Source organism: Enterobacter cloacae complex sp. SHL020 (assembly GCF_049236945.1).
Lineage (GTDB): Bacteria > Pseudomonadota > Gammaproteobacteria > Enterobacterales > Enterobacteriaceae > Enterobacter > Enterobacter dykesii.
Genome location: NZ_JBMKJF010000001.1, coordinates 77710 through 104541 on the forward strand (window position 1 = coordinate 77710; position 26832 = coordinate 104541).

Here is a 26832-nt window from a genome sequence, read left to right on the forward strand (position 1 = left end):
TCGTTGGGCACGTTTTACAGCAACGGACTAAAGAAGTAAAACAGTCGTTCGGCAATTCTCTGCCACAGCGGACGTTTTACCCACAGTCTGGCATCCAGCAGCCGCGAGCGGGAGATATAATCATCCTGCACCGCTGCGAGGTCGCCGCCAAAGCCGGCATCATCAATGACCAGCGTGATTTCAAAGTTAAGCCACAGGCTGCGCATATCCAGGTTGACCGTGCCCACCAGGCTCAGCTCACCGTCGACGAGAACGCTCTTGGTGTGGAGCAATCCGCCTTCAAACTGGTAAATTTTTACCCCTGCGGCCAGCAGTTCGCTAAAGAATGCCCGGCTGGCCCAGCCCACCAGTAGGGAATCATTTTTGCGTGGCAAAATGATGCTCACATCGACACCGCGCTGCGCGGCGGTACAAATCGCGTGCAGGAGGTCGTCGCTGGGGACAAAGTAGGGCGTCGTCATGATCAGATATTCACGCGCCGAGTAGGTTGCCGTCAGCAGCGCCTGATGAATTAAGTCCTCCGGGAAGCCCGGCCCTGAAGCAATGGTATGAATGGTGTGACCGCTGGCCTCTTCAAACGGCATAATATTGCCGTCCGGCGGTGGCGGCAGGATACGCTTGCCGGTTTCAATCTCCCAGTCGCAGGAATAAACGATGCCCATCGAGGTGGCAATCGGACCTTCCATTCGCGCCATCAAATCCACCCATTGACCTACGCCCGAGTCCTGCTTGAAGAAGCGCGGGTCGACCATGTTCATGCTGCCGGTGTAGGCAATATAGTTATCGATCATGATCATTTTGCGATGCTGGCGGAGATCCATCCGGCGCAGAAATACGCGCAGGAGATTCACTTTCAACGCCTCAACCACTTCGATCCCGGCATTACGCATCATGCCCGCCCAGGGGCTACGGAAAAATGCCACGCTACCCGCGGAGTCAAGCATCAGGCGGCAATGAATGCCGCGTCGCGCGGCGGCCATCAGCGACTCAGCGACCTGGTCAGCCATCCCGCCGGGCTGCCAGATATAAAAAACCATCTCGATATTATGACGCGCCAGCTGAATATCGCGGATTAACGCCTGCATGACGTCGTCGGACGAGGTCAGCAGCTGCAGTTGATTGCCCTTTACGCCTCCAATCCCCTGGCGGCGCTCGCACAGCTTAAACAGTGAGGAGGCGACGCTGCTGTTCTCCTCGGCAAATATATGTTTGCAGGCTTTGAGGTCGCTCAGCCACTTCGCGGTGGAGGGCCACATGGCACGGGCGCGCTCGGCGCGGCGTTTGCCGAGATGAAGCTCACCGAAAGAGAGATAGGCAATAATTCCCACCAGCGGGAGGATATAAATGATCAGAAGCCAGGCCATGGCAGAGGGTACGGCTCTGCGCTTCATCAGGATGCGTAATGTCACACCCGCGATTAACAGCCAGTATCCCAGAATGACCAGCCAACTCACCACGGTGTAGAAGGTTGTCATAGGTAAAAAAATCCTTTTGAAAGCGTATTGTTATGAGTGTACGCATCAGGATTCATCTGGCAAATAAAAACGCCAGGTAAAAGCGCTGGTTTGCTGCCGGGTTGGGTTTATAATGGCCTTTCTTTTAGAGAAAAAGTGTTAGAGAAAGAGTTGTAGACATGAAGCGCAGTAGAACAGAAGTAGGGCGCTGGCGCATGTTGCGACAGGTGAGTCGTCGCAAGGCTCGTTGGCTGGAAGCACAATCCCGCCGCAATATGCGTATTCACGCCATCAGAAAATGTGGATTGACCCGGCATCGTAATGCGTTGCTGTTCGCAGTCCAGGATATCTGAATCCATGAGGGCACCGTAACCGGTGCCCGCTGATTTTATAGCGTCTGATTTTTTGGGAATAGCGTATTTGCAGCGATATTCCTGTTGCGTTTAGCAAAAGGAGGGAGAAGTGTTTGCGGAGTTTGGCGTACTGAATTTCTGGACGTATGTTGTCGGCGCGTTTTTTATCGTGCTGGTGCCAGGGCCGAATACCCTGTTTGTGCTAAAAACCGGGATCGGTCACGGTGTTAAAAAAGGGTATCTTGCCGCTACGGGCGTATTTATCGGCGATGCGGTGCTGATGTTTCTGGCCTGGGCGGGCGTCGCGGCATTAATCCAGACCACACCGGTACTGTTTAATATCGTGCGCTATCTCGGAGCCTTTTATCTTCTCTGGCTGGGCGGCAAAATGCTCTGGTCGGTGGTGAACCGCCAGAAAAACGCACATGAGAGCGGCCCCGAACCGGCCAGTATGATCATGAAACGTTCGCTGGTATTAAGCCTGACCAATCCCAAAGCGATTCTGTTCTACGTATCGTTCTTCGTTCAGTTCATTGACGTGAATGCGCAGAGCACCGGCACCTCTTTCCTGATCCTCGCGACGACGCTGGAGTTGATAAGCTTCATGTATATGAGTTTCCTGATTTTCTCAGGCGCCTTTGTCACGCGTTATCTGAAAACGAAAAAGAAACTGGCAAAGCTGGGGAACGGGCTGATAGGGCTGCTGTTTGTCGGGTTTGCGGCGAGGTTGGCATCGCTGCATTGATGGTTTGAAAGGCTCCTGAGGGAGCCTTTCAACAGATTATAAAAATTAGCTACAGTCTTTGAAAATGGTACATAATTCGTTCAGCTTATAATTTGTTTTGTTTATAAACACATCTAATGGGATATCAGGGCTCCCTAAAATGAATTTAGTATCATTTATAGTATAAGTTCCTATAATTTGCTGTCTGGGGGCCAGGTGAGTAGCCGCATTCGAGCGCAATAATTCATTAACTGATGGTCTGGTTTCATAAGGTATACAAAAAACAGACTCATTTGAAGCAATGATGAGAGTCGAACTGTCTTTACCAATCAAGTTTTTTACTGCATTCACATCAACTGGAACATTATTGCATGTGTTAAAATTGGCGAGGAGTTTAAGTTTATTATTTTCTCCTTCCAGTTTGTAAAAATTAACCCCATATGGCATGGTTTGCTCTTGAATATTATCATTAATGCCTGTCTGGACATTAAGTGGCCCAGACGAAATACCGATAAGTTCCTCAGAAAACAAAGGAGATGCAACGTTAAGTTCTCTTCTATTGAAAATGCCGCTTTCATTTATTTGATACTGTGTCGTACTATTATGTGTTAGTTCATAACCACATAAGCCTTGTTTACTTTTCGATGTTACTGAACAATCATTTATATAAAAAAGAATATTATCTTCGGCAGTAATTCTTTGCGCGTTTAAGGCAAAGGCCTCAAAATAAATGCTCTTGATGTTTTTATTCTTGTCAGCGGAACCGAATAGAGGCCATTTATATTCTTGTTGGCCAATTGTCAATTTGCCATCTTTAAATGAGAATTTGTCATTTAGGGAAGGGTAATTCCATAGTGAAGACGAAAACCCTAGATAATCACTAATGTTTTTAGAATTTTCCCATGATTGTAATATCTGGCTTTTCTCATTGCGAAGTAAACTGTGACCAAATCCAAAATCAGGTTTATCAGCCGAAGAGATGTCAAGTATAGTCGGCCAGACATCCAGTAATGTTCCTGGTTTGGCGATTTTAGTGGGTTTAATTCCTTTTTTTATAATAATAAAATTGTTCCTGCGCTTGTCCTGAATGCTGTCAAGCTCTTTACTAGCAGCGTTAGCCATCATCAAATGATCTGAAACAAGAACAATGATTGTATTGTCAAAATGGTCTGAGTTGATGATTTTTTTAATAAATGTACCAACAAGATAATCAGAACAACTTGCTGATTTAAACATAGGGTTACTGATGGCAGCATTAATATATCCATCGCAAGCAGATCAATAGGTACCTGCTGGCGGATGAGTATTGACGGTTAAGAATGAGAGGAGAAAATTATTTTTTGAGGTCGATAACTTTTCAAATTCATTATATACATGGTCAATGAGCGAATCATCATGAACACCCCATCCACTAATATCATTTTGATTTACTACGAGATGATTAAGCAAATATTGTTTATCGTGTTGATAAATCCAGCCATGCTGAGAAAAGAACTTATCCCCTCCAGCAAATTCTTTATCACTCCCACGTATAAATTCCGTAGTGTATCCATTTTTTTTCAAATGCGTTGCAATGCAATCAGCCCCACCCAAGAAATGAGACATATTATTCGCTGAATTACCCTGAGGGAGGACTAGTGGGATAGCACATTGGGTATTGACCATTCCTGCCATTGTCCACCCCATACCCGGAATTTGACGTATGTCAGTGAATTCAAGATATTGATCTGCTAGTTTACTTATTTGTGGAATATAATTGATGCCATCAATGTTTCTCAGTGAGCGTTCAAGGCTCTCAGCATAAATAAAAACATAGTTGTACTTTTTATTCATCTTGTAATCAATGCTGTTATACTGCCTGGCCACTTTCACCCCATTCCCATAGGACAAGTTCTGAAGCGAATTGTATATATTTTGGGTTGCATTAGATTGAAAAACGAAAAATGAAAGGGATGTAATAAATAAAAAATTAAAGAATGTGGCATTGTGTCGTGGTAATTTTTTTCGAAATTTGATCGATGCAAATAATATCGCTATAGAAATCAAAATAAATATGCTGGCTGCAAAAACTTTAGGCAATATATCATCAATAGACGTCCCGTGAACATCACTTCTCAGATGATAATAAACTGCATCATTTACACCATTTCCGGTAAACATATTTGATATATACCAGAAAGAAAATATAAGTAATGCAATTACCACCACAATCGATTTGATTCTGATAAACGCAGCATTAGCAAAACAAACGGCCAATAATAATACTAATAAGATATAATCCATAACAAAACTTTCTAAGTAAAAGAGATGAATGGATTATATCTTTTTTCATTCAAAAAGGTAGTAGGGCAATGCAACGTTAGTTTGTTACCCTACATTTACCCGATTGATTTAAAACACTTTCTTATACGGTCTGACCGTTACTTTCGCATACACACCCGCTGCAACATACGGATCTGCGTCAGCCCATGCCTGAGCGGCTTCCTGGGATTCAAACTCAGCAATCACAGTGGAGCCGGCAAAACCGGCGGCGCCCGGATCGTTGCTGTCTACTGCGGGCATGGGGCCGGCGGTCAGTAAACGGCCTTCATCCTGGAGCAGCTGCAAACGTGCCAGATGCGCAGGGCGCACAGACTGGCGTTTTTCGAGCGAATCAGCAACATCTTCAGAGTAAATCACGTAAAACACGGCGAAGCTCCTTAACCGGTAAAAGTGTCAGTTACGTTATGTGAAAGGGCAAACGACTGCAATGTAAAATAAAAACAATGTTAATACCCTGATCTGAATGCGCCTTTTTTGGCCTCTCATGCGCTAAAGTTGCGTCAGAACAAAGTGTCTTATTGAATATGATTGCTATTTGCATTTAAAATCAGTGTTCGGTTTTTTAACGTTGATGATTATGACTTCGATGACCCTTGATTTACCTCGCCGCTTTCCCTGGCCGACGCTGCTTTCTGTCGTGATTCACGGTGCTGTTGTGGCGGGTTTGCTGTATACCTCGGTTCATCAGGTTATTGAAATGCCCGCGCCCGCGCAGCCGATTTCGGTGACGATGGTATCGCCAGCGGATCTCGAACCGCCGCAGGTTGCACCTCCGCCACCGCAGCCGGTGGCTGAACCTGAGCCTGAGCCCGAGCCTGTTCCGCCGCCACCGAAGGAAGCCCCGGTGGTGATCCACAAGCCTGAACCGAAGCCAAAACCTAAGCCGAAGCCAAAGCCAGTGAAGAAGGTCGAGGAGCGTCCGAAACGCGAGGAACGTCCGGTTGAACCGCGCGCGACCCAGACGGTCGAGAATGCGGCGCCTTCGCGTCCGGTGATGAATAACACCGCAGCCGCGCCTAAGCCGACAGTCAGTGCCCCTGCGGGTCCGCGAGCGCTGAGTCGCAACCAGCCTCAGTATCCGGCGCGAGCGCAGGCCTTACGTATTGAAGGCCGCGTACGGGTTAAATTTGACGTTACTGCCGATGGCCGCGTGGATAACGTGGAAATATTGTCCGCTCAGCCTTCTAATATGTTTGAGCGCGAAGTGAAATCGGCGATGCGCAGATGGCGCTATGAGGCCGGGAAACCGGGCAACGGACTGATTGTGAATATTGTTTTCCGCCTGAATGGCGGGGCGCAGATGGAATAAAAAAAGCCTCCTGATGGAGGCTTTTTTTTGCCTGTCAATCAGGCCTGCGGAAGTTGACGAGGTTTGCCCTCACTGTCCACTGCAACATAAATAAACAGCGCTTCGGTGGCCTTATAACGCTGCCCAATGGGTTCCGAAGAGACTTTCTTAACCCATACTTCAATGTTGATTGAAATAGAGGTGTTGCCGCGTTTGACGCAGCGCGCGTAGCAGCAAACCACATCTCCCACCGCAACCGGGCGCAGGAAGGTCATGCCGTCCACTCGCACAGTCACCACGCGCCCGTGGGCAATCTCTTTTGCCAGAATTGCGCCGCCCATATCCATCTGCGACATCAGCCAGCCGCCAAAAATATCGCCATTGGCATTGGTGTCAGCGGGCATTGCCAGTGTGCGTAAAACCAGTTCGCCCTGCGGGGCGTTAGTTGTTGTCATTGTTTTAACTCGTAACGGAAGACTTCAGGCGGGATGCTACTATGATTTTACAGCGGAGAGAATAGACCAGAACGCCTGTCGTAGACGTTCTGGTCAGTCATTAATCAGTGCTTGTCGTCCTGCGGCATGTGGCGATAGATGTATACGCCGCTTAACAGCGTGAAGATAAGCGTCAGCGCGGTCAGGCCGAAGACCTTAAAGTTGACCCAGATATTCTGCGGCAGCCAGAAGGCAATATAGATATTGGCAAGACCACAGAGAATAAAGAAGACCGCCCAGGCGATATTCAGACGGGACCAAACTTCCTGAGGCAGCGTCAGCTCTTTGCCGAGCATGCGCTGGATCAGCGGCTTTTTCATGACCCACTGGCTGATTAACAATGCGCCCGCGAACAGCGCGTAAATGACGGTCACTTTCCACTTGATAAATTCATCATTGTGGAAGAAAAGAGTAAGCCCACCGAATACGGCGACCAGGACGAAGGTGATCAGCGCCATTTTTTCGACTTTACGATAGCGAACCCAGCTGTAGATCAGCACCACAGCCGTTGCAACGATCAGCGCAGTGGTCGCGGCATAAATATCGTACAGCTTATAAAAAGCAAAAAAGACCACGAGCGGTAAAAAATCAAGAAACTGCTTCATTCTGTGATTCCATCTTCTGAGCGGGGCGGGAGGCTGCGATGCCCCCGCCTCAGGATTACTGACGAATTAACATATACAGGCGGAACAGATAGACCAGCAGTATCGCTGAAATCAGGTTGCTCAGCGTATTCGCCACCACGGCGCCAACGTTTGGCGTTAATACCGCAAAATTCGGTGCAAACAACAGCAGGAGCGTTTTGGCGAGCAGCCAGCCGATCACGGCGGGTGCCACCAGACGCATATTCGCCCATGCCAGCCTGATGCTGCTGCGCATTGCGGTAAAAATACCCATCTTATCCTGCACAACCATCACCGGGGCAAATGAGAGCACGATAGCCAGTAATACGCCCGGCACCACGACCAGCATAATCCCCATCTGCACCAGCAGGGTGGTTAAAAAGATCAGAATAAACAGCTTAGGTAAGACCGGCGCGCTGGCACCAATCGCTCGTAAGGCGCTGACCCGGTGACCCGCCGATACCAGCTGAATCATCAGCAAAACGCCGCCCGCCAGAACCGCATTACCAATCAGGCCTGAGAACGTGGACGCGGCAGAAGCGCGCAGCAGGATTTGCTGCTGTTCCGGCGTCATGTTTTGCACCAGCTCAAACAACCCCACGCTACCCGCAAGATGGTCGCCCTGGCTCAGGCTGGCAATCTGTTCTTCACTCGGTGAGAAGGCATGGCCCAGCACCACCGTGATAAAGGCGCAAAGCAACGCGATCAGTAAAAAGGTAATGAACTGATTGCGGAAAAAGTTTCCCGTGTCACGGTAGACAGACTTCGCCGTGATAGACATGCACTCTCCTTGAGTATTACAGGTGTTAATTAGCCGGCAATTGTACACCGGATGCACCTGCTGTGGCAGCATCAAGGCTTGTATGGAAAAGCATATCTTTGTAAAGCGGTGGTAATCCAACGCGCGCCCGGGCCCGATTGCAGGCTTCGTTGACCTGGCCATCTTCCCCCGACATGGCAAATTCCCGGCACGGGCTGGGCCGGTCATCATAGATAGAACACCGGGTAGAGACCCCAGGCTCACCCTGTAGCGCCACGCAGCGGGCCTGCTTTTGGTTTGTGCCGCTCATGCAGCGCAGAAAGGGCGTTAACGGCTCAGTAAGATGAACCGGAACGGTACCGCCGCCATCGCTGGCTTCGGCCCAGTAGAAAGAGACTCGAAAATACGCACAACAGGCTCCGCACGTCATGCACGGGTTAATATCACTCATGGCACACCTGCTAAAGAAGAACGCATCAAATCAACTTGTGAGAGCGATAAATTATCCAGCCGTCGGAGGAAGAGCAAGAGGGGGAAAAGGGAAAATTTTGTAACCGTGAAATGCCAAAAATTGACATGGAAACAACTTATTGCTTTTCGGTACGCCACAAAAAATTAACCCAGATCAATGAATGTTAAGTTACTGGTTTTAATGTGATCTGTGGCAGATCACTTATTACTCATTTGTGAGTATATTCTCATCCGCGATTAAAACCACAACGATGGAGCGGATATGAAAAAATTAGCGGTGGCAGCCCTTGTATTAAGCAGTCTCTCTGGCGGCGCGTATGCGCATGAAGCAGGCGAATTCTTTATTCGTGCCGGTTCGGCTACGGTTCGCCCGACTGAAGGATCGGATAACGTGCTGGGAATGGGCGGTTTTAACGTCAGTAATAACACCCAGTTAGGGTTAACGTTCACCTATATGGCGACGGAAAACGTTGGTGTTGAGCTTCTGGCTGCAACGCCGTTCCGTCATCGCGTAGGTCTGGGCGCAACGGGTGATATCGCCACGGTTCACCATTTACCGCCAACGCTGATGGCGCAATGGTACTTTGGCGATGCCAGCAGCAAGGTGCGTCCTTATATTGGCGCCGGTGTAAACTACACCACCTTCTTTGACGAGAAGTTTAACGATACCGGTAAAGAAGCCGGTCTGACCGATCTCAGCCTGAAAGATTCGTGGGGTATGGCGGGGCAGGTCGGTCTGGATTATCTGATTAACCGCGACTGGCTGATCAACGCCTCGGTCTGGTACATGGATATTGATACTGACGTACGCTTCAAGGCGGGCGGTCAGCAGCAAAGTATCAATACTCGCCTGGATCCGTGGGTGTTTATGTTCTCTGCGGGTTATCGTTTCTGATCCCCCGTCAAACTGGCCACAGGGTGGCCAGTTTGCTTTGCTCACTTCAAAACGACGGATAAACCGGCCGCTCATCAAGCTTTACGCAGTGTCTCAGGATATTTTCTCCATCATATAAATAGCTGAAAGCGTCGCTGGACAGGGAATGAAAGAGAATATCGCCGTTGGCAAACGGGATGATTTCGGTATCACCTGCACGTTTATGTCCCGCGCCGGTTTCAAAATGGCCGTGCCATCGTTCCTGGGTATGGTCATAAACGTGCAGAATGACCTCGACCAGTCCTCTTTGCGGACAATTAAGGCGCAGGAAGGTAGAAGAGAAATTCAGGGACAGCGCATGGAAGGGAATCAATAAGGCGAAAACCAGTAAAGCTCGTAAATACATCAAACCGCGAAAACCTCCTTCAAAAGGGAAGTGAGATTTTACTTAAGTCAAAAAACGCGTTTTTGCCGTGGATCAAGATGTCTTATAATTCAATACGATAAAGGCCCCTCGCGAGGCCCTTAGCGATCATTTTTGAATCAAATAGCGAATGGTCGGGCCATCCTGCTGGATATCCAGCACCGTGTAGCCGTGGTTTTTCGCATCCAGCGGAATGTTGTTGATGGACTGCGGACAGTCGCTGACCACTTCCAGAATTTCCCCTCTTTTGAGCTGCGGTAGGGCTTCAAGCGTGGCAACAGCCGGATAAGGGCAGGGTTCACCGACCATATCCAGACGGTAATCGGGCACGATCTCTTTCATGCAGCATTCTCCTGGGTTTCTGTTTTAACACTCGCGCGACGGAAGAAGCGTTTCTCCTGCGCGACAACCAGTAAAAAAGCGACCAGCAGCAGGGCGTAGGTGACCAGCAGGCCGCCGAGAGGCCCGAAGGTGTTCAACAGGTTTACCTTGTCCCAACTCGTGGCAAGCGCCGGAGACAGATCGTCCCAGAAGTAAGCCAGGATCGTCGAGCCGATAACATTTCCCAGGCCCACCCACCAGTAATGCACCTGACCTTCAACGGCGCGGTACATCCAGCCGGTTTCACACCCGCCAGCCAGCACGATCCCGAAGCCGAACAGCAGGCCGCCAATGACCGCGTTAGGACCGGCCCACATGATTTTCGGTTCGACGCCCAGTTGAACATAGCTGAAGATGCCGATGGCGCTGACCGCCATCCCGGCGATAATCGCCTTTGCCATCATCGTGCGGCCGGTGATCCACATATCGCGAAACGCGGAGGTAAAGCAGATCTGCGCGCGTTCAATGAGCAGACCAAAACCCACGCCGAACAGCATCGCCAGGCCGAGTTTGGGCTGATTCATCGCAGTGCAAAGCGCCCAGGCGACCATAGCTAAAAAGACCAGCATACCGAGGCGGAAACGACGACGCGCCTGGTCTGGTTTCTGGGTTAACGGAGACGCTGCGCTGACTTTTGTCATTTTCACCGGAATGCGGAACAGCGGCAGCAGGGTAAATTTGGCACCAAAGTAAGAGCCAATGGCCGTGGCGACAGCAAAGAACCAGGCGTGAAGCGAAAACTGAGGAATCCCCGTAAAGAAAGCGGCCAGGTTACAGCCCATCGCCAGACGGGCGCCAAACCCGGCAATGATACCGCCGACTACCGCCTGCATTATGCGAATACGGCTTTTGGGCATCCGCAACTTAACATTGTTTGCCCACAGCGCCGCCGCGAAGCAGCCGCCAAACATGCCGATAATCATCATCCCGTCGATACGGGTGAGCGGTGTGCCGTCCAGATGGATGAGTTTAAAGTAACCCCACTCCTCGGCATGTACGCCTGCGAGCTGTAGCAATTGACCACCCCAGCGGGTGAACTCGCCGGTCACGGCCCAGAAGGTGCCGGTAATGCCGAAATAGTAGGTAGAGAGAGTGCCTGCCGCGATAACGGCCGGGACAGGTGACCAGAACTTAACCAGGTAAGTCTGTTTGAAGTATTGCCATGACATGAATAAGCCTCTGAACTCAGAAGGATTAGAGATAAAAAAGAGTCCAGATCATACGCTTGCACGCCAGAATGGAAAGCCATTAACGCCGAAAATATCGACGGGATCAATTTTGAGTTAATCCGTTGTAGAAGGTGGGGAAGGAAGGGGAACCGTCTGGCAGGGATGCCAGACGGTAGAGGGGTCAGGCTTTACGCGTCGCCGCTTTCATTGACGTTACGAACGCTTTCAGCTCGGCCAGCATCTGCTCTGGCTTGTCCACGCTCTTCTCGATGATCTTCACAATCGCGGAGCCGGAGATGGCACCCGCAGCCTTCGCGTCAATTGCCGCGGTGACCTGATCCGGAGAAGAGATCCCGAAGCCCTGCAGCGGAGGCGCGGCATGATACTCGGCCAGCTTCTCTACCAGATGATGCAGCGGCAGGGCGGCTTTATTCTCGGCACCGGTCACGCCCGCGCGGGAGAGCAGGTAGGTATAGCCGCGCCCGTAAGAGGCAATCTGGCGCAGCAGTTCGTCATCGGCGTTCGGCGGGCAGATGAAAATCGGGGCGACGTGATGGCGCATCGCAGCCTGACGGAACGGTGCGGACTCCTCAACCGGCACGTCTGCCACCAGAACGGAGTCGACGCCCACGCGCGCGCACTCGGCATAGAACTCATCAATACCGCGGTTAAAGACCAGGTTGGCGTACATCAGCAGGCCGATCGGAATGGTCGGGTGCTTCTGGCGAATCGCCGCCAGCATCTCGAAGCACTGGGTTGGCGTCACACCGGAGGCGAATGCGCGCAGCGTCGCATTCTGGATGGTCGGGCCATCCGCCAGCGGATCGGAGAACGGAATACCCAGCTCCAGCGCGTCGGCGCCAGCTTCAATCAGGGTGTCGATAATCTTCAGCGACTGTTCCGGGCCCGGATCGCCCAGGGTGACGAAGGGAACGAACGCGCCTTCCTGGCGGGATTTCAGCTCTGCAAATACGTTATCATAGCGTTCCATCAGATTTCCCCTCGTGCTTTCAGAATATCGTGAACGGTGAAGATATCTTTGTCACCGCGTCCGGAAAGGTTCACCACCAGCAGCTGCTCTTTTTCCGGGTTTTCTTTCATCATTTTCAGCGCGTGCGCCAGCGCGTGCGAAGACTCCAGCGCCGGGATGATCCCTTCGCTGCGGCACAGCGTTTTGAAGGCTTCCAGCGCTTCATCATCGGTAATGGAGACATAGTCCGCGCGGCCGGTGCTGTTCAGATACGCATGCTGCGGCCCGACGGACGGGAAGTCGAGGCCGGCAGAGATAGAGTAAGACTCTTCAATCTGGCCCTCATCGGTTTGCATCATCGGGGATTTCATCCCGAAGTAGATCCCCACGCGGCCATGCTTCAGCGGCGCGCCGTGTTCACCCGATTCAATGCCGTGACCGGCTGGCTCGACGCCAATCAGACCCACGCTGGTGTCGTCGATAAAGTCTGCGAACATACCGATGGCGTTAGATCCGCCGCCGACGCAGGCGATTACCGCATCCGGCAGACGACCTTCTTTTTCGAGGATCTGCGCTTTGGTCTCTTCACCGATCATGCGCTGGAATTCACGCACGATGGTCGGGAACGGGTGCGGGCCCGCCGCGGTACCGAGCATATAGTGCGCGGTTTCGTAGCTGCCAGACCAGTCGCGCAGCGCTTCGTTACAGGCATCCTTCAGCGTCGCGGAGCCGCTGTGCACCGGGATCACTTCCGCACCCATCAGACGCATGCGGAAGACGTTCGGAGACTGACGCTCAACGTCTTTCGCCCCCATATAGATGCGGCATTTCAGGCCGAGCAGGGCGCTGGCAAGCGCAGAGGCCACGCCGTGCTGGCCCGCACCGGTTTCGGCGATGATTTCGGTTTTGCCCATACGTTTCGCGAGCAGCGCCTGGCCCAGCACCTGGTTAGTTTTATGCGCGCCGCCGTGCAGCAGGTCTTCACGCTTCAGATAAAGCGTGGTTTTGGTGCCTTCCGTCAGGTTGCGGCATTTGGTCAGCGCGGTTGGACGACCGGCGTAATTTTTCAGCAGGTCGGTAAATTCCGCCTGAAACGCCGGATCCTTCTGCGCGCTGACAAACGCTTCTTCCAGCTGGCGCAGTGCGGGCATCAGGATTTGCGGGACGTACATCCCGCCGAACTCACCAAAATACGGGTTAAGTAATGTCGTCATCTTCTCTTCCTTAATATGCACGCAGAGTTTTAAAAACCGAGGCCAGCTTGCTGGCATCTTTGATACCCGGTTGGGACTCTACGCCTGAATTGAAATCGAGGCCTGCGCAGCCGGTTTTGGCGGCTTCTACGCAGTTGTCCGGGCTTAATCCGCCCGCCAGCAGAACGTTGTCCAGCTTTTCGCCGTTCAGCAGAGACCAGTCAAAACGCTGGCCGGTTCCGCCCTGGCCGTTATCGAGGACGTATTTATCCACGTGATTCAGGTTACGCGGGGGCAACGTATCGTCAACGCGTTGCGCTTTCCAGATCTGTACCTGCGGTGCCAGCGCGGCGCGCAGGGCATCGATATAGCTCTGGTCTTCATCGCCGTGGAGCTGCACCGCGCTCAGGGATAACGCGTCGGCTTTGGCCGCAACGTCTGCAATATCTGCATTGCGGAAAACACCCACGTAGCTGAGCGGAGCCGCGGCGATGACCTTACGCGCCTGCTCTTCGCTGACCGCGCGAGGAGAGGAGTCCACAAAGATCAGCCCGCCGTAAATCGCCCCGGCTTCATACGCGGCCTGAGCATCCTGTTCGCGGGTTAAGCCGCAGACTTTGTTTTCACCCAGCAGCACGCGACGTACTGCCGCATTGAGATCGTCATGTTCCATCATGGCGGAGCCAATCAGGAACCCGTTGGCGAAGTGGCTCAGCTCGCGCACCTGGGCGTAGCTGTTAATGCCGGATTCGCTGATCACCGTAACGCCAGACCCCAGACGCGGCGCCAGCTGACGCGTACGGTTAAGGTCAATGGACAGGTCGCGCAGATCGCGGTTGTTAATGCCGACCACTTTGGCTTCCAGCGCAATCGCGCGCTCCAGCTCCTCTTCGTTGCTCACTTCGGTCAGCACGCCCATGTTCAGGCTGTGCGCCACGGCGGAAAGCTGGCGATACTGCTCGTCGTCGAGCACCGAGAGCATAAGCAGGCAGGCGTCGGCCTGGTAAAAGCGCGCCAGCCAAATCTGATACGGGTCGATAATAAAGTCTTTGCACAGGATCGGCTGCGGCGCGATGCCGCTGACGATCGGCAGAAAATCGAAGCTGCCCTGAAAATATTTCTCATCCGTCAGCACGGAGATGGCTGACGCGTGATGCTTATAAATGCCGGCAATACGCGCCGGGTCGAAATCGTCACGAATAACGCCTTTGGACGGGGACGCTTTTTTGCACTCAAGAATAAACGCGGTGCGTGTACCCCGCAGGGCGTCATAGAAACGACGGCTGCTCGGGACGACGTCATTCTGGAAACTGGCAAGCGGCTGCTGTTGCTTGCGGGCTTCCACCCAGATGGCCTTATCGGCAACGATTTTCGCTAAAACGGTCTGCATTCTTTACCCTCTTGCCGCAAGTGCGGTAACGCGATCGTAAGCTGCACCGGAGCGCAGTACATCCAGAACTTTTTGAACGTTGGCCTTCAGGTCTTCCTCACCGTGCAAACGCATCAGCATGGCGACGTTGGCAGCAACGGCGGCCTCATGGGCGACCTCACCTTTACCTTGTAATAAGCGCGTGAGAATGTCACGGTTTTCTTCCGGCGTACCGCCAGCCAGCGCTTCCTGGTGATACGGGGTTAAACCAAAGTCAGCGGCTTCAAGCTGGTAACTGAGGATTTCACCGTCGCGCAGTTCGGCAACCAGCGTCGGCGCATGCAGTGACACTTCATCCATACCGCCGCTGTGCACCACGGCGGCACGTTGGTAACCCAGCACGCGCAGCGTCTCGGCAATCGGCAGCACCAGCTCAGGGCTGTAAACGCCAATCAGCGCCAGCGGCGGGTGCGCCGGGTTAATCAGCGGGCCAAGCACGTTAAACAGCGTGCGGGTTTTAAGCTGCTGACGAACCGGCATCGCATGGCGGAAACCGGTGTGATACTTCGGCGCAAACAGGAAGCAGACGCCCAGGTCATCCAGCGCTTCACGGGAACGCTCGGCGTTCATATCGAGATTAATGCCGAATGCCGCGAGCAAATCGGACGAGCCTGAACGGCTGGACACGCTGCGGTTGCCGTGCTTCGCGACCTTCAACCCACACGCCGCCGCCACGAAGGCGCTGGCGGTGGAGATATTGATGCTGTTACTGCCGTCACCGCCGGTACCGACGATATCCGCAAACTGATAGTCCGGGCGCGGGAACGGGGCGGCATTTTCCAGCAGTGCCGTGGCGGCACCGGCAATCTCCTGCGGGCTTTCGCCGCGCACCTTCATGCTCACCAGCGCGGCTGCAAGCTGCTCAGGCTTCAGCTCACCGCGAACCACAGCGGAGAAGAGCTGGTGGCTCTCCTGCTGGCTCAGGGTCTGCGCCTGGTAGAGCTTTTCCAGAATCGGCTGCAGGGTGTTGGTCTGCTCCAGCTTCTGCAACGCCCAGTCCAGCGTCTGCTCGAGCAGACGGGCGCCATGGGAGGTCAGGATCGATTCCGGATGGAACTGCATCCCGCAAACGCGATCCGCGTCGTGACGTACCGCCATTACCATCCCTTCAAACGAGGCGTTGATCGTCAGCCCGGCGGGAATGTTGCTGCCGACCAGCGAGTGGTAGCGCGCGACCGGGAGCGGGTTCGGCAGCCCGGCAAACATCGCCTGGCCGTCATGTTCAATGCTGGACGCTTTACCGTGCAGGATCTCACCCGCCTGGCCAACGTAGCCGCCGTAGGCTTCAACAATCGCCTGATGGCCGAGGCAGATGCCGATTATCGGCAGCTTGCCGCGCATACGGGTCAGCAGCTCCGGCATACAGCCCGCTTCGCTCGGTGCGCCTGGCCCCGGGGAGAGCATCAGCACCGGGTTTTGCATGGTGGCCAGGCGGTCAATCAGGGTCTGGGCCGGAACGTGGTTGCGGTAGATAACGACGTTATGGCCATTCGCACGCAGCTGATCTGCCAGGTTGTAGGTAAAGGAGTCGATATTATCGAGCAGCAGAATGTCAGCCATCAGAAAATCTCCTGTGCATGGTGTGCGGTAGCAATGGCGCGAAGGACCGCTCGGGCTTTACTGCGCGTTTCGTCAGCTTCAGACTGCGGAACGGAATCAAGAACAATCCCGGCACCCGCCTGGACGGTGGCAATCCCGTCTTCGACATAGGCGGAGCGGATCACTATGCAGGTATCAAGGTCGCCGTGGGCGGTGAAGTAACCTACCGCGCCGCCGTAGCTGCCGCGACGGCGTCCTTCGGCGGCGGCAATCAGCTGCATGGCGCGTACTTTCGGCGCGCCGCTGAGGGTGCCCATGTTCATACAGGCGCGGTAGGCGTGCAGCACGTCGAGATCGTGACGCAGCTCGCCGACCACGCGTGAGACCAGGTGCATCACGAATGAATAGCGGTCGACTTTGGTCAGGTCCGCCACGTAGCGGCTGCCTGGGGTGCAAATGCGTGCCAGATCGTTACGCGCCAGGTCAACCAGCATCAGGTGCTCGGAGAGTTCTTTGTGGTCGGTACGCATCTCCAGCTCGATGCGGCTGTCCAGATCCCGGTCCAGCGAGCCATCGGCGCGACGTCCGCGAGGACGGGTACCGGCGATCGGGTAGATCTCAATCTGACGGGTGGTGGCGTCGTATTTCAGCGAGCTTTCCGGCGAGGCGCCGAACAGCGTGAATTCGTTGTCCTGCATGAAGAACATGTACGGGCTTGGATTGCTTTTCTTCAGCACGTCGTAGGCCGCCAGCGGAGACGGGCAGGGCAGTGAGAAGCGACGGGACGGCACGACCTGGAAAATTTCCCCGGCGCGAATCGCTTTTTGCATCTGGCGAACCACGGCGCCATACTGATCGTCAGTCTGGTTAACGTCGCAGGTCATTTTCTCTACACGCTGCACCGGCAGCGCAGGCGGCGCTTCCGTCATCTGCTGCTGCAGTTGAGCGATGCGATGCTCAAGACGGTTTTTCTCAGCGGTCGAAGGCGTAAACAGGCTGGCCTGAATGCGGGTGTATTGTTTCTGATGGTCGATCACCAGCAGGGTTTCGGCCAGATAAAAGCAATAGTCTGGGCAGCGATTACCCTGCTCGGTTTCCGGCAAATCTTCAAATCCGGCGACCAGGTCATAAGCAAACAGCCCCCCAAAGAACATCGCCTCTCGCTCGTCTTCCGGTACGGTGACAAGGTTCTGCAGCAGGCGGAAGGCATCGAAAACGGACAGGGAGCAGAGGCGCGCGTCTTCGTCCAGCAGCTGGCTCACCGGCGGGAAATGCAGAATGCGCATTTCTGGATGACGTTCATTTTCAATGCCCGACGGCAGGGCGGCATCCAGCAGCGGCAGCAGCGATGCGCCATTGTCTGACAATGCCTTGATGGTGACAGTGTCACCTAAAGCGGTAATGCGCAGCGCGCTGTCGACCAGCAGCAGGCTTTTGAGATCGTCCTTGCTGTCGATATCCGCAGACTCAAGCAGCAGCGTTGCCGGACGAGCCCCGCACACCTGATGAAACAGCGCGGTCGGGTTGTGGCGATAGGCCGCCTCGCAGGTCAACAGTTCGAGATGAGGTTTGGCTGTTTGCATATTGTTGTTCTCATATTTTGTTCAAAAAAAAGCCCGCTGGGTAGCGGGCGGGTATCTGTTTGCATTTTGCAGACGCGTGACACTGCCCGAAGATCAGGAAGTGCGCCACCAGCCGTGCAGAGTGAAATGTGCTGTCATTTTCAGATACCTTTCTCGTGTGAACTTGCGTACTAGTTAACTAGTTCGATGGCCAGTTGTCAACCCTTGATTTCAGAATTTCGCGTTAAGTCGGTATCATGGTGTTTTCGGATGTCTCCAACCTGTTACGGGAAGTGCTTTGAGCGATACCACCTACGCCATTATTTATGATTTACATAGCCATACTCAGGCCTCTGATGGCCTGCTGACACCCGAAGCCCTGGTTCATCGCGCCGTTGAAATGCGCGTCGGCACGCTGGCGATAACCGATCACGATACCACTGATGCCATTCCGGCGGCGCGCGCCGAGATTGCCCGCAGCGGGCTGGCGCTGAATCTGGTGTCCGGCGTCGAGATCTCGACCGTCTGGGAAAATCATGAGATTCATATTGTTGGCCTGAATATCGATATAGACCATCCGGCACTTACGGCTTTTTTGCAAGAACAAAAAACGCGCCGCAATCAGCGCGCAGAGATGATCGGCGAGCGTCTGGAAAAGGCGCATATTCCGGGCGCGCTGGAAGGCGCGCAAAAGATGGCGAACGGCGGGGCGGTCACCCGCGGTCATTTCGCCCGTTTTCTGGTTGAAGCCGGCAAAGCGACGAACATGGCGGATGTCTTTAAAAAGTATCTGGCGCGCGGGAAAACCGGATACGTTCCACCACAGTGGTGTACAATAAAACAAGCTATTGATGTGATTCATCATTCTGGCGGTAAGGCCGTGCTGGCCCATCCGGGGCGGTATAATCTTTCTGCTAAATGGCTGAAAAGGCTGCTGGCACACTTTGCCGAATGCGGTGGCGAGGCGATGGAAGTCGCCCAGTGTCAGCAGGCGCCCAACGAGCGCGCGCAGCTCGCGACCTATGCACGCCAGTTCGGCCTGGTTGGGTCTCAGGGCTCTGATTTCCATCAGCCCTGTGCGTGGATCGAACTGGGGCGCAAGCTCTGGCTGCCCGCTGGCGTTGAGCCGGTCTGGCAGCTCTGGGAACAGCCGCAGCAAATTGAAGAGAGGGAAGTATGAGTCAGTTTTTCTATATCCATCCGGATAACCCGCAGCCACGCCTGATTAACCAGGCCGTGGAGATCGTCCGCAAAGGCGGCGTGATTGTCTACCCGACCGATTCAGGCTACGCGCTGGGCTGCAAAATAGAAGATAAAGGGGCAATGGAGCGCATTTGCCGTATTCGCCAGCTGCCGGACGGCCATAACTTTACCCTGATGTGCCGCGATCTCTCTGAGCTGTCGACCTATGCTTATGTCGATAACGTGGCGTTTCGTCTGATTAAGAACAACACGCCGGGCAACTACACCTTCATCCTGAAGGGCACGAAGGAAGTACCGCGTCGACTGCTGCAGGAAAAACGTAAAACCATCGGCATGCGCGTGCCGTCTAACCCGATTGCGCAGGCGCTGCTGGAAACCCTCGGCGAACCGATGCTTTCTACCTCACTGATGCTGCCTGGCAGCGAGTTTACCGAGTCCGACCCGGAAGAGATCAAAGATCGTCTGGAGAAGGTGGTCGAGCTGATTATTCACGGCGGCTATCTCGGCCAGCAGCCGACCACCGTGGTCGACTTAACCGAAGATGCACCGGAAGTCATTCGTGAAGGCGTGGGTGACGTAAAGCCTTTCTTGTAAGGGTATAAGCAGATATACTACGCGGCCATCAAAGCAGGGCTCAGCCCTCTTTTGACCTGATTCGACGCCTGTGAAGGCGACACCTGAGGAAGCTCAATGAGCGAGAAGTTACAGAAAGTGCTGGCGCGTGCCGGCCACGGTTCACGCCGTGAAATCGAAGCCATTATTGAAGCGGGCCGCGTGAGTGTGGACGGTAAAATCGCCACGCTGGGTGACCGCGTAGAAATCGTACCGGGGCTGAAGATCCGCATCGACGGTCATCTTATCTCCGTGAAAGAGTCCGCTGAACAGATCTGCCGCGTGCTGGCTTACTACAAGCCAGAAGGCGAGCTGTGCACCCGCAACGACCCGGAAGGTCGCCCGACGGTGTTTGACCGTCTGCCTAAACTGCGTGGCGCTCGCTGGATTGCCGTTGGTCGTCTGGACGTGAACACCTGCGGTCTGCTGCTGTTTACCACCGATGGTGAACTGGCAAACCGTCTGATGCACCCAAGCCGTGAAGTGGAACGTGAATACGCGGTGCGCGTATTTGGCCAGGTTGACGAAAATAAACTGCGCGATCTGTCGCGTGGCGTTCAGCTGGAAGACGGTCCTGCGGCGTTCAAAACCATCAAGTTTACCGGTGGGGAAGGCATTAACCAGTGGTACAACGTGACCCTGACCGAAGGCCGTAACCGCGAGGTGCGTCGTCTCTGGGAAGCGGTAGGCGTGCAGGTGAGCCGCCTGATCCGCGTCCGTTACGGCGACATTCTGCTGCCAAAAGGTCTGCCGCGCGGGGGTTATACCGAACTGGATCTGACCCAAACCAACTACCTGCGCGAGCTGGTCGGCCTGACGCCGGAAACCACCTCAAAAGTGGCGGTGGAAAAAGATCGTCGTCGCATGAAGGCGAATCAGATCCGTCGCGCGGTGAAGCGACACAGCCAGGTGAGCAGCAGCCGCCGCTCCGGCAGCCGTAACAACAACGGTTAATATAAAAGCCCGGTCAACGCGCCGGGCTTTTTTCTTTAGTAATCAATTCCAATTTGCGCTTTGATGCCTGCATCAAACGCGTGTTTGACCGGACGCAGCTCGCTGACGGTATCGGCCATCTCCAGAATATCCCGATGACACCCGCGCCCCGTGACGATAACCGTCTGGTGTACAGGACGATTCTTCAGAGCATCCAGCACTGCTTCCAGCGGCAGGTAGTCGTAGGCGACCATATAGGTGATCTCATCCAGCAGAACTATATTCAGCGAGGGATCGGCCAGCATTCTCTTTGCATGCTCCCAGACGGCGAGACAGGCGGCGGTGTCCGTTTCCCGGTTCTGGGTATCCCACGTAAACCCGGTCGCCATCACCTGAAACTCAACGCCGTGAGGCTCAAGCAAATTTCGCTCACCGTTGGGCCATTCGCCTTTGATAAACTGGATCACGCCCACTTTTTGCCCGTGACCGACGGCGCGTGTCGCCGTGCCGAATGCGGCGGTGGTTTTCCCTTTTCCATTGCCGGTAAAAACGATGACGATCCCACGTTCGTCCTGTGCCGCCGCGACCCGCGCATCGACCTGTTCTTTCAGACGCTGCTGGCGCTGCTGATGACGTTCTTCACTCATTGCGAAATTCCCGGTTTACGGCCCGGCTGGGCATCAAAGGTCATCCCGGTCTTGCGGCGGCTGTCGTCGCCCATCAGCCAGAGATAGAGCGGCATAATGTCTGCCGGGGTTTTCAGCTTCTGCGGATCTTCGCTCGGGAACGCGCTGGCGCGCATTTTGGTGCGCGTACCGCCCGGGTTGATGCAGTTCACGCGAAGATGACGGCTCTGATACTCCTCCGCCAGCACCTGCATCATGCCTTCGGTGGCGAATTTTGATACGGCATAAGCACCCCAGTTTGCGCGCCCCTCGCGACCTACGCTGGAGGAGGTAAAGACCAGTGAGCCAGACTCGGATTTGAGTAATAAAGGAAGCAATGCCTGCGTGAGGAAAAACGTGCCGTTGACGTTAACCTGCATCACCTGCTGCCAGATATCCGGATCCTGTTCATCCATCGGACGCACTTCACCTAACAAACCGGCGTTATGCAGCACGCCGTCGAGTCTCGGATAGTGAGCGCTGATGCGCTGGGCTAATTCCTGGCACACCGCAGGGGTGCAGGTCAGTAAATCGAGCGTATACCACGGGGCCGGCGTGCCGCATACGGCCTCAATCTCCTGAGCGACGTTTTTCAGTTTTTCTTCGTTGCGCCCGATCAGAATGACGTTGGCGCCATATTCGGCGTATGTCAGGGCCGCCTCGCGGCCAATCCCGTCGCTGGCACCGGTGACAAGAATAATCCGGTTTTGCAGCAGATTTTTTTGCGGTTGATAATGCACGGTGACTCCTCAGGCGACCGGTGACGCAATGGCGCCTTTAAAATGACTTTTCGGCTTTATGCCCGAATTCGCCTGATAATTCAATCAGTCTACAGGACGCATTACTGTAAAATTAACAATTTGCAAATATTTAAACTCCAGCCCGGGGATTCCTGAAGGCGGCTCGCAGAGGTAATGTCACGAGCGAGACGCATGGGCAGGGCTGTTGTACACTGCCGTGAAAGATTCGTGGTTAAATCAAGGTGGAACGCGTGGAATTACTTTCTCAATATGGGTTATTTTTGGCCAAAATCGCGACGGTGGTGGTTGCCATTGCGGTGGTAGCCGTTCTGATTGTCAACCTGACGCAGCGCAAGCGTCAGCGTGGGGAGTTACGCATCACCCGCCTGAGCGAGCAGTATAAAGAGATGCAGGAAGAGATGTCTCTGGCGCTGCTTGATAGTCATCAACAGAAACTCTGGCAGAAAGCGCAGAAGAAAAAGCATAAACAGGAAGGCAAAGCGGCAAAGGCAAAAGCAAAGCTCAATGCGCCGCAGGATAAGGCCACGCCACGCGTCTATGTGCTCGATTTTAAAGGCAGTATGGATGCGCATGAAGTGTCTTCTCTGCGGGAAGAAGTGACCGCCGTTCTGGCCGTGGCGACACCGCAGGATCAGGTTGTCGTGCGCCTTGAAAGCCCGGGCGGGGTGGTTCACGGTTACGGACTGGCCGCCTCACAGCTGCAGCGCCTGCGTGAAAAAGAGATCCCGCTGACCGTGGCCGTGGATAAAGTGGCGGCGAGCGGTGGCTACATGATGGCCTGCGTGGCGGACAAAATTGTTGCCGCGCCGTTCTCCATTATTGGCTCGATCGGCGTGGTCGCGCAAATTCCGAACTTTAACCGCTTCCTGAAAAATAAAGAGATTGATATCGAACTTCACACGGCGGGTCAGTACAAACGTACCCTGACGCTGCTGGGGGAAAACACGGAAGAAGGGCGTCAAAAATTCCGCGAAGATCTCAACGAAACGCATCATCTCTTTAAAGATTTTGTACACCGTATGCGCCCAACGCTCGACATTGAACAGGTCGCGACGGGCGAGCACTGGTACGGCGTCCAGGCGCAGGAGAAAGGGCTGGTGGATGAAGTCGGAACCAGCGACGATCTGCTGCTCAATCTGATGGAAGGCCGGGAACTGGTGGGCGTGCGTTTTACCCAGCGTAAGCGACTCCTTGATCGCTTTACCAACAGTGCCGCAGAAAGCGCGGATCGTCTGCTGCTGCGCTGGCTACAGCGCGGGCAAAAACCGCTGCTGTAAACAAAAACGCGAGGCATATGCCTCGCGTTTTGCGTTAATCGACCAGGTGATATTTCTCTGAAAGCGTATGCGCCAGGTATTTGAACATGTTAAACACGGCGGTGCTTTTCGGGGTCGGTAAACCCTGTTCGTCAAGGAAGTATTCGCCGCTGAAAATCAGCACGCCATTACGCTGCTCTACGCCGGTGGCTTCAATGCCTGCCAGCGTATCTTCATGGTCACGGATAAGCTTATTTGCTTCGATAAGCAGAGAGGCTCGGTCAATAGGTTGGGTCGTATTCTGCATAATCCACTCCTTAAACAGTGACAATAGTCTACGCCGAGGGCGCTTTGGGGGCAAATTTTCCCTGTAATGTGAGGGGATAAGGTGCAGGGCCCTGGCTGGCAGGATCTGCTTTTGCATGCTAATAAAGTTGCGTAACGAATTTTATCAGGTAGAGTGTGCGCTTTCGTCATTCTGGCAACAGAATTGCTTGACATTCAACCGGGAATTCGTCACGAATTACACGAAATGTGAGAAAAATACCCGAAAACTCAATCACCTGGGCGTCTTCTCATTAACGTCCGGTAAGACAAAGGGGTTGATATCTCCTGACGCAGTCGCAATATCATTGGCTCGTCGTCAGCGGAAGGGAAATCAACGTGCGGCGTATTCCTGGAAGAATTAAATTAGGTAAAGGTGAATATGGGTAAAGCTCTCGTCATCGTTGAGTCCCCGGCAAAAGCCAAAACGATCAATAAGTATCTGGGTAATGACTACGTGGTTAAGTCCAGCGTGGGTCATATCCGCGATTTGCCGACCAGTGGCTCAGCCAGCAAAAAGAGCGCAGACTCTACCTCCACCAAAGGGGCTAAAAAGCCTAAAAAGGATGAACGTAGCGCGCTTGTCAACCGCATGGGTGTAAACCCATGGCATAACTGGGATGCACAATATGAAGTGCTGCCCGGGAAAGAAAAAGTCGTTAACGAGCTGAAGCAGCTTGCTGAAAAAGCAGACCACATCTATCTCGCAACCGACCTTGACCGCGAAGGGGAAGCCATTGCGTGGCACCTGCGGGAAGTGATCGGTGGTGATGACAAACGCTACAGCCGTGTAGTGTTTAACGAAATTACGAAGAATGCGATTCGTCAGGCGTTTGAGAAGCCGGGCGAACTGAATATTGACCGCGTAAACGCACAGCAGGCACGTCGCTTTATGGACCGAGTTGTGGGCTACATGGTCTCTCCACTGCTGTGGAAGAAGATTGCCCGTGGCCTGTCCGCAGGGCGTGTGCAATCCGTCGCCGTACGTCTGGTCGTTGAGCGTGAGCGCGAAATTAAAGCCTTCGTGCCGGAAGAGTTCTGGGAAGTCGATGCCAATGTGACCACGCCGGGCGGTGACGCTCTGCCGCTGCAGGTGAGCCATCACAACGACAAGCCTTTCCGTCCAGAAAACCGCGACCAGACCATGGCCGCCGTAGCGCTGCTGGAAAAAGCACGCTATCAGGTGCTGGAACGTGAAGACAAACCGACCAGCAGCAAGCCGGGTGCGCCGTTTATTACCTCCACGCTGCAACAGGCTGCAAGCACGCGTCTGGGTTATGGCGTGAAGAAAACGATGATGATGGCTCAGCGCCTGTATGAAGCGGGCTACATCACCTACATGCGTACCGACTCAACCAACCTGAGCCAGGACGCGGTCAACATGGTCCGCGGCTACATCAGCGACAACTTCGGTAAGAAATACCTGCCGGAAAGCGCTAACCAGTTCGCCAGCAAAGAGAACTCTCAGGAAGCGCACGAAGCGATTCGTCCTTCTGACGTCTCGGTGTTAGCGGAATCGCTGAAAGACATGGAAGCCGACGCGCAGAAACTGTATCAGCTGATCTGGCGCCAGTTCGTGGCGTGCCAGATGACGCCAGCGCAGTACGACTCCACCACGCTGACCGTTGGCGCGGGCGAGTTCCGTCTCAAAGCGCGCGGTCGTATCCTGCGTTTCGACGGCTGGACGAAGGTGATGCCTGCGCTGCGTAAAGGTGATGAAGACCGGACGCTGCCGGCGGTGAACAAAGGTGACGAGTTGTCGCTTGTCGATCTGGTTCCGGCACAGCACTTCACCAAGCCGCCTGCGCGCTTTAGCGAAGCGTCCCTGGTGAAAGAGCTGGAAAAACGCGGTATTGGTCGTCCATCGACCTACGCGTCCATCATCTCGACCATTCAGGACCGTGGCTACGTGCGCGTTGAAAACCGCCGTTTCTATGCGGAAAAAATGGGTGAGATCGTCACTGACCGTCTGGAAGCAAACTTCCGCGAGTTGATGAACTACGATTTCACCGCGCAAATGGAAGACAGCCTCGACCAGGTTGCCAGCCATCAGGCGGAATGGAAAAAGGTCCTCGACAGCTTCTTCAGTGACTTTACCGACCAGCTTGAAAAAGCGGAAAAAGACCCTGAAGAGGGCGGTATGCTGCCTAACCAGATGGTTCTGACCAGCATCGACTGTCCAACCTGCGGCCGCAAGATGGGGATCCGCACCGCAACCACGGGCGTGTTCCTTGGCTGCTCCGGCTATGCGCTGTCACCAAAAGAGCGCTGCAAAACCACTATCAACCTGGTGCCTGAGAACGAAGTGCTCAACGTGCTGGAAGGTGATGATGCGGAAACAAACGCTCTGCGTGCCAAACGCCGCTGCAAAAAATGCGGCACGGCAATGGACAGCTATCTGATCGATCCAAAACGTAAGCTGCACGTCTGTGGTAATAATCCAACGTGTGACGGGTATGAGATCGAAGAGGGTGAGTTCCGCATTAAAGGCTATGACGGCCCGATTGTGGAGTGCGAGAAGTGTGGCTCTGAAATGCACCTGAAAATGGGGCGTTTCGGTAAGTACATGGCCTGTACCAACGACGAGTGTAAAAACACGCGCAAAATTCTGCGTAACGGCGAAGTGGCTCCTCCTAAGGAAGATCCGGTTCCGCTGCCAGAACTGCCGTGCGAGAAATCCGACGCGTACTTCGTGCTGCGTGATGGTGCCGCAGGTGTCTTCCTGGCCGCCAACACCTTCCCGAAATCGCGTGAAACGCGCGCGCCGCTGGTGGAAGAGCTGCATCGCTTCCGCGATCGTCTGCCTGAGAAATTGCGTTATCTGGCCGATGCGCCACAGCAGGATCCGGAAGGCAACAAAACCGTGGTACGGTTTAGCCGTAAAACTAAGCAGCAGTATGTTGCGGCCGAGAAAGAGGGTAAAGCGACCGGATGGTCAGCCTTCTTTGTCGATGGCAAATGGGTTGAAGGCAAGAAATAATCTTCCCTTACCGTAACTTACCTGTAAAAGGGCCGGATTTCCGGCCCTTTTTTATTACCTTGTTATTA

The 26832-nt window shown here is 53.9% G+C and carries 27 protein-coding genes, 1 pseudogene and 1 other annotated feature; of the genes and pseudogenes, 9 read left to right on the forward strand and 19 right to left on the reverse strand.

Translation table 11 applies throughout. The annotated features are described in order from the left end of the window. Positions 1-14: 14 nt before the first annotated feature. A complete protein-coding gene (gene cls / locus ACOTZB_RS00375; protein ID WP_421626205.1) occupies positions 15-1475 on the reverse strand; it encodes a cardiolipin synthase in 1461 nt (486 codons plus the stop codon). 158 nt (positions 1476-1633) lie between these two features. Here cls and ACOTZB_RS00380 point away from each other — a divergent pair, with 158 nt between their 5' ends. Continuing rightward, positions 1634-1807 carry a YciY family protein gene (locus tag ACOTZB_RS00380; RefSeq protein WP_086379783.1) on the forward strand — a complete coding sequence of 58 codons (174 nt, stop codon included), beginning with the start codon at positions 1634-1636 and terminating at the stop codon, positions 1805-1807. 109 nt (positions 1808-1916) lie between these two features. Further along, positions 1917-2552: a leucine efflux protein LeuE gene (gene leuE / locus ACOTZB_RS00385; RefSeq protein WP_023312092.1), complete on the forward strand. Its 636-nt coding sequence runs from the start codon at positions 1917-1919 to the stop codon at positions 2550-2552. A gap of 45 nt (positions 2553-2597) precedes the next feature. Here leuE and ACOTZB_RS00390 read toward each other — a convergent pair. Beyond that, a pseudogene (locus ACOTZB_RS00390) lies at positions 2598-4814 on the reverse strand (phosphoglycerol transferase I). Between the two features lie 108 nt (positions 4815-4922). Then, entirely contained in the window at positions 4923-5219 is a 297-nt protein-coding gene (locus tag ACOTZB_RS00395; RefSeq protein ID WP_023327637.1) for a YciI family protein, read from the reverse strand. Between the two features lie 220 nt (positions 5220-5439). Between ACOTZB_RS00395 and tonB the strand changes: the two genes are divergently transcribed. Continuing rightward, on the forward strand, positions 5440-6162 hold the full coding sequence (gene tonB / locus ACOTZB_RS00400) for a TonB system transport protein TonB (RefSeq protein ID WP_257830179.1): 723 nt from the start codon (positions 5440-5442) through the stop codon (positions 6160-6162). 38 nt (positions 6163-6200) lie between these two features. Here the strand turns inward: tonB and yciA are convergent, their stop codons facing one another. The 4 genes from yciA to ACOTZB_RS00420 all read right to left on the reverse strand — a co-directional run bounded on the left by yciA (position 6201) and on the right by ACOTZB_RS00420 (position 8469). After that, the gene (gene yciA / locus ACOTZB_RS00405; protein WP_008502796.1) at positions 6201-6596 is read right to left on the reverse strand and encodes an acyl-CoA thioester hydrolase YciA; all 396 of its coding nucleotides are present in this window, start codon (positions 6594-6596) and stop codon (positions 6201-6203) included. A gap of 104 nt (positions 6597-6700) precedes the next feature. Next, positions 6701-7240 carry a septation protein A gene (locus tag ACOTZB_RS00410; RefSeq protein WP_023312088.1) on the reverse strand — a complete coding sequence of 180 codons (540 nt, stop codon included), beginning with the start codon at positions 7238-7240 and terminating at the stop codon, positions 6701-6703. Positions 7241-7295: 55 nt separating this feature from the next. Next, the gene (locus ACOTZB_RS00415; RefSeq protein ID WP_047651123.1) at positions 7296-8039 is read right to left on the reverse strand and encodes a YciC family protein; all 744 of its coding nucleotides are present in this window, start codon (positions 8037-8039) and stop codon (positions 7296-7298) included. A gap of 25 nt (positions 8040-8064) precedes the next feature. After that, positions 8065-8469 (reverse strand): YkgJ family cysteine cluster protein, encoded by a 405-nt coding sequence (locus ACOTZB_RS00420; protein ID WP_047651122.1) that lies wholly within the window; start codon positions 8467-8469, stop codon positions 8065-8067. 282 nt (positions 8470-8751) lie between these two features. Between ACOTZB_RS00420 and ompW the strand changes: the two genes are divergently transcribed. Continuing rightward, the gene (gene ompW / locus ACOTZB_RS00425; protein WP_023312086.1) at positions 8752-9384 is read left to right on the forward strand and encodes an outer membrane protein OmpW; all 633 of its coding nucleotides are present in this window, start codon (positions 8752-8754) and stop codon (positions 9382-9384) included. 46 nt (positions 9385-9430) lie between these two features. Here ompW and ACOTZB_RS00430 read toward each other — a convergent pair whose 3' ends face one another. From ACOTZB_RS00430 to trpL, 9 genes are all read right to left on the reverse strand, one after another. Next, positions 9431-9769: a hypothetical protein gene (locus ACOTZB_RS00430; protein ID WP_047174179.1), complete on the reverse strand. Its 339-nt coding sequence runs from the start codon at positions 9767-9769 to the stop codon at positions 9431-9433. Between the two features lie 126 nt (positions 9770-9895). Continuing rightward, positions 9896-10129, reverse strand: coding sequence for a sulfurtransferase-like selenium metabolism protein YedF (gene yedF, locus ACOTZB_RS00435; RefSeq protein WP_045355898.1), 234 nt, complete (start codon positions 10127-10129; stop codon positions 9896-9898). After that, entirely contained in the window at positions 10126-11337 is a 1212-nt protein-coding gene (gene yedE, locus ACOTZB_RS00440) for a selenium metabolism membrane protein YedE/FdhT (RefSeq protein ID WP_421626206.1), read from the reverse strand. The genes yedF and yedE overlap by 4 nt, the downstream gene beginning before the upstream one ends. Before the next feature lie 181 nt (positions 11338-11518). Continuing rightward, complete coding sequence (gene trpA, locus ACOTZB_RS00445; RefSeq protein WP_421626207.1) at positions 11519-12328, reverse strand: tryptophan synthase subunit alpha; 810 nt, start codon at positions 12326-12328, stop codon at positions 11519-11521. Next, complete coding sequence (gene trpB / locus ACOTZB_RS00450) at positions 12328-13521, reverse strand: tryptophan synthase subunit beta (protein ID WP_023312081.1); 1194 nt, start codon at positions 13519-13521, stop codon at positions 12328-12330. The genes trpA and trpB overlap by 1 nt, the downstream gene beginning before the upstream one ends. 10 nt (positions 13522-13531) lie before the next feature. Further along, positions 13532-14890, reverse strand: a complete 1359-nt coding sequence (gene trpCF / locus ACOTZB_RS00455) for a bifunctional indole-3-glycerol-phosphate synthase TrpC/phosphoribosylanthranilate isomerase TrpF (protein WP_047651118.1) — start codon at positions 14888-14890, stop codon at positions 13532-13534. A 3-nt stretch (positions 14891-14893) separates the two neighbouring features. Beyond that, positions 14894-16489, reverse strand: coding sequence for a bifunctional anthranilate synthase glutamate amidotransferase component TrpG/anthranilate phosphoribosyltransferase TrpD (gene trpD, locus ACOTZB_RS00460; RefSeq protein WP_126328721.1), 1596 nt, complete (start codon positions 16487-16489; stop codon positions 14894-14896). Further along, positions 16489-18051, reverse strand: coding sequence for an anthranilate synthase component 1 (locus ACOTZB_RS00465; protein WP_421626208.1), 1563 nt, complete (start codon positions 18049-18051; stop codon positions 16489-16491). The genes trpD and ACOTZB_RS00465 overlap by 1 nt, the downstream gene beginning before the upstream one ends. Before the next feature lie 23 nt (positions 18052-18074). Further along, positions 18075-18168 (reverse strand) — a sequence feature (Trp leader region). Beyond that, entirely contained in the window at positions 18145-18189 is a 45-nt protein-coding gene (gene trpL / locus ACOTZB_RS00470) for a trp operon leader peptide (protein ID WP_106993556.1), read from the reverse strand. It overlaps the preceding feature by 24 nt. Positions 18190-18328: 139 nt before the next feature. Between trpL and rnm the strand changes: the two genes are divergently transcribed. The 3 genes from rnm (at position 18329) to rluB (ending at position 20799) form a co-directional block, all read left to right on the forward strand. Further along, positions 18329-19210, forward strand: coding sequence for an RNase RNM (gene rnm, locus ACOTZB_RS00475; protein WP_047651115.1), 882 nt, complete (start codon positions 18329-18331; stop codon positions 19208-19210). Beyond that, complete coding sequence (locus tag ACOTZB_RS00480) at positions 19207-19827, forward strand: L-threonylcarbamoyladenylate synthase (RefSeq protein ID WP_003856793.1); 621 nt, start codon at positions 19207-19209, stop codon at positions 19825-19827. The genes rnm and ACOTZB_RS00480 overlap by 4 nt, the downstream gene beginning before the upstream one ends. 96 nt (positions 19828-19923) lie before the next feature. Then, a complete protein-coding gene (gene rluB / locus ACOTZB_RS00485) occupies positions 19924-20799 on the forward strand; it encodes a 23S rRNA pseudouridine(2605) synthase RluB (protein ID WP_023312076.1) in 876 nt (291 codons plus the stop codon). Between the two features lie 35 nt (positions 20800-20834). Here rluB and cobO read toward each other — a convergent pair whose 3' ends face one another. Further along, on the reverse strand, positions 20835-21425 hold the full coding sequence (cobO, locus tag ACOTZB_RS00490) for a cob(I)yrinic acid a,c-diamide adenosyltransferase (RefSeq protein ID WP_193806717.1): 591 nt from the start codon (positions 21423-21425) through the stop codon (positions 20835-20837). After that, on the reverse strand, positions 21422-22183 hold the full coding sequence (locus ACOTZB_RS00495; protein ID WP_039263558.1) for a YciK family oxidoreductase: 762 nt from the start codon (positions 22181-22183) through the stop codon (positions 21422-21424). The genes cobO and ACOTZB_RS00495 overlap by 4 nt, the downstream gene beginning before the upstream one ends. A 251-nt stretch (positions 22184-22434) precedes the next feature. On the opposite strand from ACOTZB_RS00495, the gene sohB reads away from it, so the two are divergent. Continuing rightward, entirely contained in the window at positions 22435-23481 is a 1047-nt protein-coding gene (gene sohB / locus ACOTZB_RS00500) for a protease SohB (protein ID WP_337279931.1), read from the forward strand. A gap of 34 nt (positions 23482-23515) precedes the next feature. On the opposite strand, the gene ACOTZB_RS00505 is transcribed toward sohB, so the two are convergent. After that, positions 23516-23767 (reverse strand): YciN family protein, encoded by a 252-nt coding sequence (locus ACOTZB_RS00505; RefSeq protein WP_023312072.1) that lies wholly within the window; start codon positions 23765-23767, stop codon positions 23516-23518. A gap of 399 nt (positions 23768-24166) precedes the next feature. Between ACOTZB_RS00505 and topA the strand changes: the two genes are divergently transcribed. Beyond that, positions 24167-26764: a type I DNA topoisomerase gene (gene topA, locus ACOTZB_RS00510; RefSeq protein WP_047651111.1), complete on the forward strand. Its 2598-nt coding sequence runs from the start codon at positions 24167-24169 to the stop codon at positions 26762-26764. The last annotated feature ends 68 nt before the right edge of the window (positions 26765-26832 follow it).

Excerpts from the sequence above, each read along its gene's own strand:
- ompW (WP_023312086.1), top strand. The coding sequence starts at position 8,752 with ATGAAAAAATTAGCGGTGGCAGCCCTTGTATTAAGCAGTCTCTCTGGC.
- yedF (WP_045355898.1), bottom strand. The coding sequence starts at position 10,129 with ATGAAAGAGATCGTGCCCGATTACCGTCTGGATATGGTCGGTGAACCC.
- yciA (WP_008502796.1), bottom strand. The coding sequence starts at position 6,596 with ATGACAACAACTAACGCCCCGCAGGGCGAACTGGTTTTACGCACACTG.
- ACOTZB_RS00505 (WP_023312072.1), bottom strand. The coding sequence starts at position 23,767 with ATGCAGAATACGACCCAACCTATTGACCGAGCCTCTCTGCTTATCGAA.
- ACOTZB_RS00420 (WP_047651122.1), bottom strand. The coding sequence starts at position 8,469 with ATGAGTGATATTAACCCGTGCATGACGTGCGGAGCCTGTTGTGCGTAT.
- trpCF (WP_047651118.1), bottom strand. The coding sequence starts at position 14,890 with ATGCAGACCGTTTTAGCGAAAATCGTTGCCGATAAGGCCATCTGGGTG.
- trpB (WP_023312081.1), bottom strand. The coding sequence starts at position 13,521 with ATGACGACATTACTTAACCCGTATTTTGGTGAGTTCGGCGGGATGTAC.
- ACOTZB_RS00410 (WP_023312088.1), bottom strand. The coding sequence starts at position 7,240 with ATGAAGCAGTTTCTTGATTTTTTACCGCTCGTGGTCTTTTTTGCTTTT.
- trpA (WP_421626207.1), bottom strand. The coding sequence starts at position 12,328 with ATGGAACGCTATGATAACGTATTTGCAGAGCTGAAATCCCGCCAGGAA.
- topA (WP_047651111.1), top strand. The coding sequence starts at position 24,167 with ATGGGTAAAGCTCTCGTCATCGTTGAGTCCCCGGCAAAAGCCAAAACG.
- ACOTZB_RS00465 (WP_421626208.1), bottom strand. The coding sequence starts at position 18,051 with ATGCAAACAGCCAAACCTCATCTCGAACTGTTGACCTGCGAGGCGGCC.
- yedE (WP_421626206.1), bottom strand. The coding sequence starts at position 11,337 with ATGTCATGGCAATACTTCAAACAGACTTACCTGGTTAAGTTCTGGTCA.
- ACOTZB_RS00430 (WP_047174179.1), bottom strand. The coding sequence starts at position 9,769 with ATGTATTTACGAGCTTTACTGGTTTTCGCCTTATTGATTCCCTTCCAT.
- tonB (WP_257830179.1), top strand. The coding sequence starts at position 5,440 with ATGACCCTTGATTTACCTCGCCGCTTTCCCTGGCCGACGCTGCTTTCT.
- ACOTZB_RS00480 (WP_003856793.1), top strand. The coding sequence starts at position 19,207 with ATGAGTCAGTTTTTCTATATCCATCCGGATAACCCGCAGCCACGCCTG.
- cobO (WP_193806717.1), bottom strand. The coding sequence starts at position 21,425 with ATGAGTGAAGAACGTCATCAGCAGCGCCAGCAGCGTCTGAAAGAACAG.
- rluB (WP_023312076.1), top strand. The coding sequence starts at position 19,924 with ATGAGCGAGAAGTTACAGAAAGTGCTGGCGCGTGCCGGCCACGGTTCA.
- trpD (WP_126328721.1), bottom strand. The coding sequence starts at position 16,489 with ATGGCTGACATTCTGCTGCTCGATAATATCGACTCCTTTACCTACAAC.
- ACOTZB_RS00415 (WP_047651123.1), bottom strand. The coding sequence starts at position 8,039 with ATGTCTATCACGGCGAAGTCTGTCTACCGTGACACGGGAAACTTTTTC.
- cls (WP_421626205.1), bottom strand. The coding sequence starts at position 1,475 with ATGACAACCTTCTACACCGTGGTGAGTTGGCTGGTCATTCTGGGATAC.
- ACOTZB_RS00380 (WP_086379783.1), top strand. The coding sequence starts at position 1,634 with ATGAAGCGCAGTAGAACAGAAGTAGGGCGCTGGCGCATGTTGCGACAG.